This window comes from Paenibacillus sp. 01T431 (assembly GCF_056398625.1).
This window is the reverse complement of the sequence record NZ_JBFTPT010000004.1, coordinates 472291-486104: the sequence shown is the minus strand read 5'-3', so window position 1 is coordinate 486104 and position 13814 is coordinate 472291. Positions and strand designations below refer to the sequence as shown.

At 39.7% G+C, this 13814-nt stretch carries 13 protein-coding genes and 1 riboswitch; of the genes, 2 read left to right on the top strand and 11 right to left on the bottom strand.

Going from position 1 to position 13814, the window contains the following annotated elements; translation table 11 throughout:
- Positions 1–126: 126 nt before the first annotated feature.
- From AC1DM9_RS10015 to AC1DM9_RS09965, 11 genes are all read right to left on the bottom strand, one after another.
- Complete coding sequence (locus tag AC1DM9_RS10015) at positions 127–1236, bottom strand: RCC1 domain-containing protein (protein ID WP_477579757.1); 1110 nt, start codon at positions 1234–1236, stop codon at positions 127–129.
- A gap of 131 nt (positions 1237–1367) precedes the next feature.
- Positions 1368–1919 carry a YdhK family protein gene (locus tag AC1DM9_RS10010; protein ID WP_477511178.1) on the bottom strand — a complete coding sequence of 184 codons (552 nt, stop codon included), beginning with the start codon at positions 1917–1919 and terminating at the stop codon, positions 1368–1370.
- 247 nt (positions 1920–2166) lie between these two features.
- Positions 2167–2832: a FusB/FusC family EF-G-binding protein gene (locus tag AC1DM9_RS10005; RefSeq protein WP_441883237.1), complete on the bottom strand. Its 666-nt coding sequence runs from the start codon at positions 2830–2832 to the stop codon at positions 2167–2169.
- 257 nt (positions 2833–3089) lie between these two features.
- Positions 3090–3626 carry a flavodoxin family protein gene (locus AC1DM9_RS10000; protein ID WP_441883239.1) on the bottom strand — a complete coding sequence of 179 codons (537 nt, stop codon included), beginning with the start codon at positions 3624–3626 and terminating at the stop codon, positions 3090–3092.
- 37 nt (positions 3627–3663) lie between these two features.
- Complete coding sequence (locus AC1DM9_RS09995) at positions 3664–4473, bottom strand: transporter substrate-binding domain-containing protein (RefSeq protein ID WP_441883241.1); 810 nt, start codon at positions 4471–4473, stop codon at positions 3664–3666.
- Between the two features lie 229 nt (positions 4474–4702).
- Positions 4703–5626: a UDP-N-acetylmuramate dehydrogenase gene (gene murB, locus AC1DM9_RS09990; protein ID WP_477528322.1), complete on the bottom strand. Its 924-nt coding sequence runs from the start codon at positions 5624–5626 to the stop codon at positions 4703–4705.
- Between the two features lie 294 nt (positions 5627–5920).
- Positions 5921–7039 carry a DUF4179 domain-containing protein gene (locus tag AC1DM9_RS09985; protein ID WP_477579754.1) on the bottom strand — a complete coding sequence of 373 codons (1119 nt, stop codon included), beginning with the start codon at positions 7037–7039 and terminating at the stop codon, positions 5921–5923.
- On the bottom strand, positions 7036–7599 hold the full coding sequence (locus AC1DM9_RS09980) for a sigma-70 family RNA polymerase sigma factor (RefSeq protein WP_441883245.1): 564 nt from the start codon (positions 7597–7599) through the stop codon (positions 7036–7038). Before AC1DM9_RS09980 ends, AC1DM9_RS09985 begins: the two co-directional genes overlap by 4 nt.
- Before the next feature lie 160 nt (positions 7600–7759).
- Positions 7760–10606 carry a hypothetical protein gene (locus AC1DM9_RS09975; RefSeq protein ID WP_477579751.1) on the bottom strand — a complete coding sequence of 949 codons (2847 nt, stop codon included), beginning with the start codon at positions 10604–10606 and terminating at the stop codon, positions 7760–7762.
- Positions 10596–11174 carry an ABC-three component system middle component 1 gene (locus tag AC1DM9_RS09970; RefSeq protein WP_477549261.1) on the bottom strand — a complete coding sequence of 193 codons (579 nt, stop codon included), beginning with the start codon at positions 11172–11174 and terminating at the stop codon, positions 10596–10598. Before AC1DM9_RS09970 ends, AC1DM9_RS09975 begins: the two co-directional genes overlap by 11 nt.
- Positions 11175–11176: 2 nt before the next feature.
- Positions 11177–12814, bottom strand: a complete 1638-nt coding sequence (locus tag AC1DM9_RS09965; protein ID WP_477579749.1) for an ABC-three component system protein — start codon at positions 12812–12814, stop codon at positions 11177–11179.
- A gap of 166 nt (positions 12815–12980) precedes the next feature.
- Positions 12981–13078: riboswitch (guanidine-I (ykkC/yxkD leader) on the top strand.
- Positions 13079–13150: 72 nt separating this feature from the next.
- On the opposite strand from AC1DM9_RS09965, the gene AC1DM9_RS09960 reads away from it, so the two are divergent.
- Together AC1DM9_RS09960 and AC1DM9_RS09955 are read left to right on the top strand one after the other, a co-directional pair.
- Positions 13151–13492: a DMT family transporter gene (locus AC1DM9_RS09960; RefSeq protein WP_441883253.1), complete on the top strand. Its 342-nt coding sequence runs from the start codon at positions 13151–13153 to the stop codon at positions 13490–13492.
- Positions 13492–13806: a DMT family transporter gene (locus AC1DM9_RS09955; RefSeq protein WP_076265992.1), complete on the top strand. Its 315-nt coding sequence runs from the start codon at positions 13492–13494 to the stop codon at positions 13804–13806. Before AC1DM9_RS09960 ends, AC1DM9_RS09955 begins: the two co-directional genes overlap by 1 nt.
- The last annotated feature ends 8 nt before the right edge of the window (positions 13807–13814 follow it).

The following is a 13814-nucleotide window of genomic DNA, read 5'->3' as shown; positions in this document are numbered from 1 at the left end:
CAACATGTAAGCGGATTGCCTCCACTTTCGTTGTATCTTCATAATGCTTAAACTTTTGCCCTTTAACCGCCACAAAAATACACCCCCTAGAATTTCATCGGAATAACCTAGGGGTTTTTCCAATGTCTATTCTAAGGGGTGCACTTCATCCATTAGGTGGTATTTATTATTTAAGCGAATGCCGATGCCTTTAACCACTTTTTTAGGTATGATCTTATAGTTGTATTTGTATTTATCGTCACCGTAATACTGACTCAACTTCCCCCAAGATGAAACCGTTCCATCCTTATGCAAAGCTGTACCTGCTCCTTCGCCAATCGCGCTGACCATCTTGACTTGATCTAGTCCTTTCACAGGGTAAAGCTTCTTATCTTGTATAGGCCAAATCCAATAAGATACTTTGCCATCTTTCGTAAGTACAAATGAAAAGGCATGAAAATCTCCCATCCCATCAACAAAGCCCGATACAGCCGAAACGTTTGGAGCGAGCTTGGCCAGATTGAAGCTAGGCTCGGTCAGCCCATAAAGAGAATATCGATTCATAATATACACATTCCAAGAAGAAGTTACGAGTGTTCCATTAGAAATAGAACTGATACCTTTTAAATGGTCTGTTTTCATGCTGCTTTTATCAAGCACTGGAATAGGTAGAAAGGGATCGCCATATTTATCGTACCCCCAAATCCACACTGTCCCATCTTTTGCAAGTGCAATCGGAAAATAACCGTTTCCTTCAATCGCAGCAATATTTTCTAGCTCGCCAATACGGCCGGGTCGAAGCTGCTCTTCCTTACTACTGCCTTCTCTGCAGGCATCATTTTGAATCTGAAATTCACATAATCCACCGATTGACCATACGGTCCCATCTGCTTTTAATGCATAATTGCCTGAAATATCAATGACTTTGTCCAAACCTTCCACCTGTGAGGGTTGAACATTAGACAGGCTTGACGTCGTTCCAGGTTTTCTTCCCCAGGTCCACACACTGCCGTCCGTTCTTATGGCGGCATTGCTTTCCGAGATTTTCTTTACTTGATCTAAGATGGGAACGGCTTCAAATGTTTTTTCATTCCATGACCAGAGCACACCTTTTTTATCCAATGCATGATTTCCATCAATGCTGATAATGCCATCTAGAACAGGTAACTGCGCCGCATTTACGGATGCTGGTGTCATAGATAATGAAACAGCACCTACAATGAATAAAATAAGCAAACGGGTTTTTAATCCTCGCAAATCATCACCTCATTGTTTTATTTACAAGGATTAGACGCCATTATTTGTAAAAATGTTCCGTTTTCCTGTATAAAAAAAGACGATTCTCTCTACTATTGAGAAAGAATCGTCGTTTGTTCAGAAACGGTTGATCACTTCGGTGAAAGCTCGCTTTCCGTTACCCATTTATGGTTTTTCATTTTTTCTCCCCCAGTGGTTGGAACGTAATCAAACATATAAACCGTGGTTTGCTCTGCGGAATCAATTGTTGCGGTTGCGCCGTTCATACCCGCCATATGGTCTGCTTGAAGGATAACTTCTGTACCTGGCTCATAGGGTTTGTCGCCTGCATCTTTAATTTCTTCTTGAATAACCCACTTATGATTGGTCACTTTTTCGCCGCCCGTTGTTGGGGTATAAGATACAGCGTAGGCAGTAGTCGTATAGGCGCCCACAATTGTTGCTGTAGCTCCATTCATTCCTGCCATATGGTCTGCTTTTATAATCGCTTCACTCCCCACCTTGTAGGTTGGATTCGTTGCTTCTTTTAACCCTTTAGGAAGCTGACTGCTATTGGAGTGATTCATTTGTGAGTGGTCTTCACCTTGATTGCTGGTCATAGCGTTCTCAGCACTTTCGTTTTTACCGCATCCACTTAAAGCGATTACCGCAGCAACACTAAGTAAAACCAATTGTTTTTTCATTTTATATAACACTCCTCTGTTTATTCGTTCAGTATGTTATTCGCATTATACCCCCAATGGGTATTTCGGAAACGTAATTTCATTTCTTTTCTTAAAAATTTGTTCTTTTGTCCTCCTATCCACTATTCCTTATCCTCATTGTAACTTACACTTTTGAAGAACTTGTGTAGACTGCAATCAGCGATACTGGAAGAAGCAACTCACAATAAAAAAAGAAGCATCAGAATCTCTGATGCTTCTTTTCATTTTATGATTCATGTTTTCCGATGAAGTTGCTGAAGAATTTCTCTAAAACGGTGACATCCGTTATATTTGCGTTGCAGGCTTCGCTGTTTACGCACATATAATTTCCAATGGCCTTGTAGTAATCAGGTGAAGCATTAGCAGGCCTTGATTTCGTAATCGCCGTGAATAACGCAACTTCTTCATGTCTATTGCACAAAAAACAGGTGCTTTTCTTATTTGTTGGCGTAAACTTTCCTTCAATGCCGATAAGCTGTCCGTCTTGACGGTAAATAAGAAACAGCCTATTAGATGCGATATCGGTCCAACCCAAATACGTGACATAACGGTAGTCAATATCAGCTAAATCGGGTACCTTTAGCTTTTTGACTTTTGGAAACAGCTTTTTTATTTGAGCTGCCGTTACTTGAGTGAATTCCGACATCAAAGGCTGCAGCGATTGCAAATAGAATTGAATTTCTTCCGTCCTATTTAACGTTGCAAGCTTCTCTAACTCATGCTTTTGAAGATCAGTTGCGCCCGGGAATGCTTCGGAAATCTTTGTTTGCGTACTATACCTAACCGCTTCAACTACTTTCGGATCGGATACCGTGTTACACGCAGTTTGAAGCAGATGTGCTTGTTTCTTAATTAAATTATATTGATGGTTTCTAATAAATGGTTTATTCATAGCTGTTCAGCCCCTTATTTTTAATGAAAAAAAATATAAGGTGCAAAGCTTTTATTAGAAACGATATGAGCTCCATTGGGCGAAAATATTTCAGTCCGGCCCCACGCAAAGTATCGCCCTAATATTAGGCTTTGCATGAGCAGTTACTTTTCCCGGCAATTTGATTTGCCATTCCTATCACCTCCCTGCCTCTTTACATTATAAAATGAATTCAGATGTTGTTACAACGTGTGAATTCCTCTAAATTTACATTTTGATTAAGTATGCCATTTTTTCCGGATTTCCTCCACAGTGGCCAAAGCAATGGTATCTTGCAAAATATCGCCTGGTTTGTTGCCTCTCCCAAGGATGTAACCTGCAAAATTTGTGCCCGTATAGTCGAAAATATATTGAAATTGCTGAACAAGCGGAATTCCTTTCAGATGGGGCTCGTCATCGCCTATACCGATGATCCAAGCTGTTTTTGACGCAAAACTAGATAGAAACTCGGTCTTATTCTCTCTTAATGATTGGGACCATCTATCAATGAACGTCTTCGTAAGTCCTGATGCGCCATACCAGTAGATTGGCGTCGCAAACACCAATACATCTTGTGCCTTTACGCGTTCGATCAGATGATGGTAATCATCATTTGGGTAAGGCTCTTTCTCAGAATGCCGGTAATCGACAATAGGCTCGATGTTGTAGTCAGATAAGTGAATTTTATCTGCTTCAAATCCTTCAACTAATAAATTTGCTAGTTGATCCGAGTTTCCATTTTTGCGGGAGCTTCCATAAATCACTGCAATTCCCATTGTGAATAATCACCTCCACATTTAAAGTGTTAAGCTTTTATTTTGAAAAGTCCTGACCAAGCCAATCCGTACTAAGCTTTGCGAGGGTTCCATCCGCTTTCATTTCTTTTATCGTTTGATCCACAGCGTCGGCAAGTTTCTTTGACTCGGGGTCGTCTTTACGGAGTACATACTGGATATGCCCCTCATTAAGCGCATCTCCTACTGCTTTGAGCTTGCCTTGCGGATCTTTGATCGGAAGAAGGAAGTCTGCGCTTATTGTTGCGTCAACCCGTCCATTAGTGATTTGAAGAACTTCATCGTTAGCATCGTTTTGCTGGTACACGATTTTTATTGCGCCATCATGCTCCTTATTGTAATTTTCAAGGATTTGAGCTTGAGCGCTGGTCGGGCCAATCAGCACTTTTTTTCCTTTCAAATCATCTAAGGACTTGATCGATTCATTGTTTGCTGCTGCAATAATAATTTTGTTCCGCCAATAAGCGTAAGGTTCTTCGTTAAAATAAAACTTTTGTTCACGCTCAGGATTTTTCTCAAATAGATGAGCGGCTATATCGATCTTTTTCGTTTCTAGACTTAATAGAATGTTGGAAAATTCCATCGTTTGAAACTCAAATTCATACTCTTTCAGACGTTTGTCTATCTCTCTGATAACTTCAACGTCGTAGCCTGTTAACTTTCCGTTATCATCGAGAAAAGCGACTTGCTCGAAATCATTGCCAGTGCCGACAATAACTTTTTTAACCCCCGCGGCTGATTCTCCTTTATTGCTGCTGCCATTATTGGCGCATGCTGTAATAACAAATAAGAAAACAAGGGCAAACGTAAATGCATTAAACTTTTTCAAAATCGTTTCCTCCAATTTGGTTGTGTATTAAACTCATAATCCCTACGGGTTAAGTGAGGATTAAAGGCTGAGATAACTGTAGCATTCACACCCACTTGAGGTCAATTGATTACATAATAGATATATTTTATATAAGAAACCAAAAATGCTATATAAATATAAATATTGTAAAAAATCAAAGACCCTCGCCAATTGAATGGGAAGGGTCTTTGAACTTTAATCGTTTGTTTTAGTTTTGATTGTCTTCCCCAATGACAATGACTTCCGTTTCTAAATCTATGCCAAAGTTTTGTTTTACCGTCGTCTTAATAACTTCGATTAAATCAATGTAATCCTGAGATGTAGCATGATCCACATTTACAATGAAACCTGCATGTTTTGTGGATACCTCTGCTCCTCCGATTCGTTTCCCTTGCAAACCGCTGTCTTGTATCAGTTTTCCAGCAAAATATCCAGGCGGGCGTTTGAATACACTGCCGCATGAAGGATATTCCAATGGCTGTTTACTTTCTCGCGCAAAAGTGAACTCATCCATTTTTTCTTTAATATCGGCATATTCAGCTTGTTTAAGATTAAATACAGCTTCGAGCACGACATATTTATTTGCAGAAATATTACTTTTCCGATAACTTAATGACAGATCCTCACTTGATAATGTGAGAAGCTCGCCTGCTTCGTTCATTACTAAAGCTTTGACTAATACATCCGAAATTTGTCCGCCATAGGCTCCTGCATTCATATACAAAGCACCACCGACCGTACCTGGGATGCCGCATGCAAACTCAAGTCCAGACAGATGCTGTTCTAATGCTTGCCTAGATACATCTATAATCGAAGCTCCAGCCTGCGCAATAATTGTACTATTTTCGGTTCGAACTTCATTCAAGTTTTTTAAATGCATCGTAATCCCGCGAAGGCCGCCATCCTTCACGATAAGATTGGAGCCATGTCCCAAGAGGGTAACTGGAACATTTTCTTCTTTCGCAATTTTATATACAGTGCTTATTTCATCATATTTATTTGGAGTAATGAATACATCTGCATTCCCCCCTAATTTTGTATATGCGTGATTTTTAACGGGTTCAGCAAGCTTAATATTCAAGTCGGGCAGTTTATTTAATATACGTTTATAAAGGTTCAATTCATTATTCATAAAAGTTGTTCCCATTCGTTCATTATCATTCGTTTCACCTTTTCTTGTTGTTGTTAAAGCTTTGAAATTTCAACTTTAAATTATAGCACATTTTTCCGATTAATATTACCTTTTAATCAAAAGTTGTCATTTATAAATTTAATCAATCCTATTTCCTACATATCATTAAATTATCGTTTCTCCTTATTAAATATGCAACAAAAAAAGAGCAGGATACGATCCTGCTCGCTTTTTTTATGGCTTAATCTGAAGGAACCATAGCATGTCCTCTCATAAGCCTTAATGTCTTATCATTTATTTCTTTATTTCAATGACAATATCATCCAATTTAATTTGTTCTCTACCTCTTCCTGATTTTTTAGGCAATACAATTTCTTTTGAACCTTCGTCTCTCGTTATTTCTAATGAACCATGATTTTCGGCAGTGTGTTCATACAAGTTTATCTGAGGTGTCAGTATAAGCTTGGTAGCATTGGGGTCTAATTTTTCAAAAGTTTTACTCCAGTTCATGTTATAGCCGCCTCTCTCACCTGCTCCTCCATTGCCTTTACCAACATAATGATTGCCTAAGTCGTCTTTAATTTCGATATCCACATCTACAGCATCCCATTCATTTCTTGTCTCATCCGAAATCACTTGATTGTAATAAACGATAAAGCTCATAGGGGTAAAGGTTATATTGTCTATGTTTACTTTTACTCCCTCGTGTTCAACACTTTGATTTATGATCTGTGTTTGATTCGCCGTTGCGTCTAAAGAAAGAGCAAAGCTCCATTTACCTTGTATTTTCTCTTCGTTATTTGGATTTGTTATATTTTCAATAATCCAGTTTATATTTACGTGATCCAATTCCGTTTGATTACGAAAATCGATGTTGCTTTGAACTAAACCTACATAACTATTTTCATCGACTTTTGTAATTTGAGTGCTTTGACTCCCGCCGAGTGCACCTTTTGCATATAATAAACCATGTAACTTTGGTTCGTCACCCAAGTCTTGATTACTTTCTAATGCATAGGTTAAGGTAACCGATTTCCCATCAAAAATCGCATCTTCAATCGTCAATTTTATGCCTTTGCTCTCCTTTGACATGTTAATTTCGCTGGAATACTTCTTATAGTCATCATAAAATCCGATCCTTCCGGTATCCAATAACATGAAAATGTTTCTTAAAACAGGGATTTCGCTAGCATAAGCAGGGAACGTAATGCCAAAGGTAGCAGCCGTTAAACCGATTAGTATGACTGCAGCAGCAGCATTCTTTCTCCAACGATGTGTTTTTTTATTTTGAGCTAATGATTGCTTTAATGCAATCTTTACCTTGGTCTTTTCAAATTCAGTTACTTCCATTTCCACAAACTGCTTGTCGTCTAGATCTATATCGTTTAATAATTCATAAATATCCTTCATCATACACTACCTTTCCAATTCAGCTGCATCGCTTTGGTGTAAAGTGTCTTTTTCCCTCTATAAATTCGATTATCGATAGACGCTTTCGTTAAATCGAGTTTCGCTGAAATATCCTCTGTTTTTAATCCAAGAAAAAATTTCATTATAAAAATATCCCGATCCACAGGCTCTAATAAATGGATTAATTGAATTAATTCCGTTTTATCCTCCAGCATAATCAACTCTTCTTCTGCCGATTTTTCGGAGCTCAATTCCATTTCATTAGTGGTGAATTCTACTCTTTTACTATTTTTTCTGTAATAATCAATAGACTTAAACTTGGCTATAGCACAAATCCATTTCCTGAAATCAGTCGAATCGCCATGAAATTTATTCGAATTGTTCCATATGGATAACAAAATATCGTTCATACATTCTTCAATAACTCCCTCGTTCTCAAGCGGGGACAGCACTTTATAAGTTACCCCTTTTATTAAGGGCAAATAGGTATCAACGATATATTCTAAAGCATCTTCTTTCTGGCGCTTTAATCGTTGGATGAAATTTTTATCATTAGACTTCATTAGCGATTCTCCTTATTTTTTTGTAAAAGCTTTTACACTATATACAACGAAGTTGAAAATTTTTATTCTCAGGTTTAGATTAATTATATTTTTAGGCCATTTATAATAAAAAAGTCGATTCCTCAATCGTACAGGAAATCGACTTTTTATGGTTGAGTTTTTATGAGTCTGCTTTCGAAAATATGGCAATCGGCTTCTTATCCGTAGCTTCTACTACACGCTGCTCAAATGTAGGGCCTGCTTCTGAATAGGAATCATATTCAATAATGCCTACATTCAGCATTCTGAACTTCTTTCTCATAACCTGATAGAACGTCGAATCATGTGTTGAGATAATAAATTGTTTATGATTTTGCAATTTGGAATCAGCTAAATTACGTATAAGATCAATTAATGCAGCTACATTCAAGTCATCCATGCTCTGTACAGGGTCATCCATTGCGACAAAGGACAGTGGGGACCAAGATTGCGTAAGCGCCATGGCCAAAAAGAATGAAATCGCAGTGGCATTCACCTGGGCTGCGCTAAATATGTACGAGGGATTTGCTTCTTGGTGGCCAAGGGCCGTATCTTCTCTCGTCATCACTTTGAGAAATAAGCGATTGCTGTTGAATTTTTTCCCCGTATCATAATCGATCTCGGTAAATACGGGATGAGAGTTGATTCTGACAAAGATGGAACGCATAGTATCGAACATTTGATCCATGACTCGTTCATTCAAGCCGCGAATGGCATCTGGCACGGCCTGCTCGGCATCCTTTAGAGCGGCAACCATGTCTTCGATGGTTCGAAGACCTTCTTCCACTCGTTCTATGACCTTATGCTTGGCAGTTTTTTGTTGCTGTAATTGTTCGAGCAGTGCGAGATCTGCGTTTGCTCGGAAAGCATCTAATAATTGCGTTGCTGCTCCGTGCTTACGAGTATTTTCGAGCAATGACTCTTCAATCAAACTAGCCTTTGCGTCTAACTGATCTGCAACTGCGCTCCAATCCGTTGTTTGAGCACTGGCACCAATAATTCCTTCTGCCGTTAGCTTACCTAGCCAAACAACGACATCATCTTGTAGATGATTAAGTTCTCTCTCTTTGCTCTCCCTTGGCAGGGATGAGAACGATGTAGCAATCGTAATAAGCTGCTTGCGTAAATGATCTACTTGTTTATTACCTTCATCCAGCTTAGTCAGTAACTGCTCTTTCAGAGCTGGCGTATGAATAGGGATATCCAACTCATCAGCCAATGCTTTGAAATCATTGTAGCTCTTGTCCATTAACTGCATTTTTTTGTGCAAATCATAGTGCTTTGCTTGTACATCTGCCACTTGATCGAGCAATTGAGTATGCTGATCACTCCATTCCTGCAAGGTGGCATGAAGTATGGTTAGACTTTCTTTAACATTGGCGTTTGCTTCAAACAGCTGGTCATTATAGATTTGTCGTTGTAATTCAAGCTCGAGGCTCTTCTTTTCTGCACGAGCTAGATCAGGATGAATGGCATCCATTTGGGCGCTGACGTAGTTCTGCAGGCGTAATGAATCAACATCTTCTATGCCACAGGCAGGGCAGCATTCTAGCTCTGGCTGTTCAATAGCAACCTGTAGAACATGCTTTAGAAAAGCTTTATGTTTCTTTTCATGAAGCACAAGCTGCTGTACAAATTCCAACTGCTGCTTGTGTAAACGATCAGCCTCCAAAAAAGCGTTTTCCAAATCTGTTTGTTCACGAAACCGCAACTCTAACTCTCGTAATGAATGATAGAGTGCGAGTCGAGGAGACTCCTCTAAGAGTGGATAAGCTATGGCAAAGTTACCGCTCATCCCATCAAATTTTTTACGGTTGTTTGCCTGAAGCCATAATTTTTTCACTTCATTTAACGCTTCAAATAAGTGATCGGCTCTAAGCTGAATTGCCCTTGTTTGCTGCTGTAAATCCTCATCCAGCTGTTCGTTTTGGAGCTTGATCTGTTCGTTTTGCAAAAAACTATCTGCTTCTTCATTGAGCCTTAGCAATTTTTGAATTGTATTTAAGTGTTCATCTAGCGTTTGAGTAAGATGATTTTCTCGTTCCCATTGCATCAGAAGCGGAAGCTTTTCCTGTAATGAGGTCATAGCATCTTTTGCTAGATCGAGCCGTCTGATTGTATCATTTTCCAAAAGATTTCGTTCCTGAACTAGAGCTTCTATTTGCTCCTCGGCTTCTTTGATCAATGAAATAACCTGATCTTCATCTTCTGAAACCGCTGCTTTTTGGAAGACAGCTTCATAGTTATGAAGTGCTGTTGACCATTGATTATTTCGTGATGCAGGCGAGAATTCTGAGATTTCCAGCTTAATGCCTTGAATACGGTGCTCCAGCGTTTCTTCCTCCGCAATCAGCTGCCCACGCTTTTGGCTAAATGCTAGTCTTCTTTCTTCCAGCTCCACCCTTGCCTTATGTACGAGTTCTCCATAGCTCGAAAATTGCTCTGTGCCGAAAATTCGGGAAACCGAATTGTAGCGATCCTTCTCCTTCATGCCTCTTAGGATGCCATTCATCCGTTCTTGACATAAAAGATGAGTAAGAAACAAGCTTTTGTTTAAATCCACTTTATCGAGCCATTCCGCGTGGACGAGCTTTTCTTTTAAAACGGCTTCTGCCTCTTTGGCAGGTACCTTCTCACCATTAATCTCAACTTCAAGCAGATGGGCTCCGCTATCTGTCCTTACATTCGTATTGGCGATCCCCGTACGTGTTACTGTAATTTGCATGTCAGAATTTCCTAGCTCAATGATTACTTTTGGAGCTCTATCCCCGGCAAAATGATTCCCAATGTATCGATATAATTTTCGTTCGGGGTCTTGCTCATAACGATAAATGCTACCGGTTAATCCCCATTCGATCGCGTCAAAAAAAGAGGTTTTTCCGTAACCATTTGGGCCATGTAAAATGACAATGCTTGTATTGGGAAATTCAAATCTTCGCTTCTCATTAAACCCGCGGAATGCATCTATTGTGATTGCATTAATCCTCATGGCTGAGCACCTCGGCTAACACTGGAATATTTAAAGATGACAATAGCTTGTCCACAGACTGCTCATCAGCTTGAAACAAAGCTTTATTTAACTGGTCTTTCGTCGATTGTTGAACACAGGATTGCCATTGCTGGAGAAAATGCCGATCATGAAACCAAAGACGCTCGAGTTGGTGCTCGGGCAGCTTAGTTTGAAAGTCTAAAGGCAGTTTTTCAGCTAAACGATTTAAATCAGAGCTCGTGATGATTATCTTGCGAAAGAAAAAGCGGTTTGACTCGATGCGTTTTTTCAAAGCATTGCTTATTTCTTGCGAGTCTACAAAGAGGACTAAATACATGTCCCAACGCAAATCATCTAGTTCGCTGGGCAGCTGATTCTGTACCCGGTAAGCAAATTGATAAGCTGCTCGCTCCCAGTGGTTCTCGAGTGATGATGGAGAATCATAGGAAACGACTGCAAAAATTTGCTTCGCAGAAAAGTAAAGGGCATCTATATGCCTAATCGATACATTTGTTAGCTTCTCAAGGTCAGATTGGTGGTCAAAAAAGTCAAATATCTGTTGCACCATTTTCAAATCACACTCCTTAGTCGCGTGCAAATTTCTTCATAACTCACTTCATGTCTAACTTGACGCAAGCAAGAGGAACAACTGATACTGACCGTTCCGGATAAGCGATTAGATTCTAAACCTTCGAAGATGGTTAACTTCGTGTCTTGAGCAAATTGTAGTAATATTTTGGAAAAGTCAACTTTACGGCCATTGTTGCAATGCTCGCATAGGTTTTCTGGGTTGCCTTTTGCGAGTGATTCCGAATTAATATTTTCGAGCAGCAAGCGATACGGGAATAAATCCGAATGGTCTCTGGACTTCATATAAGATTGAAAAGAATTGGTGTAAAGTTTAGTCATAAATCCGATGACGACCTCAGGCATCGTTTCTTTAGCCTGTGAGTAGAGCATACGCACCCAGCGATCGGAATCCAGCTGAAGATTGGACAAATGAACCCATTCCTCAGGATCGATAAAGTTCCAATCGGGATATACCAAATTCACGAGAGCCAGCAGCTCCCACAGCTCGCGCAGGCCGGGTTCTCCTTCAGGAAGACGAATGTTTGCAAATTGGTAGAGCTTTAGAAACAACTGTAATCTGCTTTCTTCCATCTCCTTCAGCTTTCGAAGAACATCATTCATAGAAGCAATAAGCTTTGTTCTTATTTCGTCATCATTTTTGAAACGTCGTATGAAGATGGTATCCAGTGCTTGTCGGTGAATCTCAAATTGATCGTTTAATCGAGCCTGCATCTTCGATACATTAACTGATCCTGCTGGCTTGTCCGACAGGTCTAAGGAAGTTGTAATCTCTGGGCGGTTATCTTGTACACCTAATGGTGAAGGTTCAAACGGGCCAAGTACGTCTAGTAAAAGTCCTTTTAGAATATCGTAGTTCGTTGAGAGATGTCCTTGCAGCAGGTCTAGAATGGTGCCATGATCACCGGGCAGAGACCTGGCAAGCGCGTATTTGGTTGAATGTCCCATGGTAGGGACAGCACTTCCCTCCTCGACTACGGTGTCCTTGTCTCCGAAGCAGTAAATAGACGTGAAGAAGCTCTTAAGTTCTCCTTGAGCATCAAAAAAGCTGCGGTTCATATCATCCAAAAAAGCGTTGTTTGAACGCAGCTGTTCGATTTGTTTATGATTCTGTAAGCGCTTTATTAATTGGTGAAATTCAGCGAATTTAGAGCCGTTATAAGGTGTTGCATAGCTAATAAAGCCACCGATCCGTTCTAATCCTTTTTTGCGGAGCAAATATTCATTGAGTAGGAATCGTTTACCGATTAATCCTCCCATACTGTGGCCAACGATAACGATTTTCTTATATTTTCTATAGGTATACCCATCCAAAATAGTCTTCAATTGTATAGCAAGCTGGTCTATAGACAGAGGACTTTTTTTACTGACACTAATTTTTTGACCTAAAACGTCAAACTCTCCTTCGATTCCAAAAATGCTGCTGATGAGCTTAGAGGTGTCATATGTAACGATACCAATATCCGTATCCGTGATGTCCGGATCTGATGCGATGAGCTCCGCCCAGTCTCTGCCTGGCTTTACCCACGTTTCAGGAGCGCCCAAACCATGAATCAGCAAGACAAGCATCTTGCCATTGCTTCCCGGTGTTCTCGGTTTCAGTTCGATCTGCATCGACATGTTCAGCTTCCCCTTTCTCCTAATGCTTTCCTATTATTTTATATCAAGCATATATGGTTTCCAAGGGTTGTACTGCATGTTCTGGAAGATCTTTTTTTGTTATTTACCATTTTATGAGTATTGTAATTGATTCGGATATGTGTATAATACAAGGTAATTGAATAAACGAAATGTTTTCTAGGGTTCCGCAGCATAACTGTTGGTCTGGTCCGAGAGAAAACTCACAGCGATGCTGTGTCACGGAAGGATAAAAGCCTGGGAGAAACTGTTAAACAGTTTACTCTTGGGCTTTTTTTTTATGTTTTTTGGCAACAATAAAATTGGAGGTGTATTTTGGTGAATTCGAATTGGATTAAAGTATTTATTGCCGCTTTTTTCGAGGTTTTTTGGGTGATTGGCTTAAAACACGCGGATGACTTCTGGACGTGGACAGGAACTGTTATTTCTATTATTATCAGCTTCTATTTAATGATCGCTGCAGGCAAAAAACTGCCCGTCGGAACGGTATATGCTGTTTTTGTAGGAATGGGTACGGCAGGAACTGTTTTTTCCGAAATCATATTTTTTGGAGAACCATTTAAATGGACCAAAATGTTATTGATTTTACTTTTATTAGCGGGAGTTATGGGCTTGAAATTAGTTACGAAGGATAAAGATCAGAAAGGAGCTGTATCCTAATGGCTTGGATTTCTCTCATATTTGCAGGATTGTTTGAAATGTTTGGTGTCGCCATGATAAATAAATTGCATAAGGATCGCAATTGGCAATCCGTTGTATTATTAACGATCGGATTTTTAGCAAGCTTCCTATTTCTTGCTTATTCCATGAAGACACTGCCCATGGGAACAACGTACGCCATTTGGACGGGAATTGGAGCGTCAGGCGGAGCTATTTTGGGAATGCTTTTATATGGAGAATCGAAAGATTGGAAAAGGGTTGTTTTTATAGCGATGGTATTAGGTTCAGCCGTAGGGTTAAAGCTTGTCTCTTGAAGGCTGTC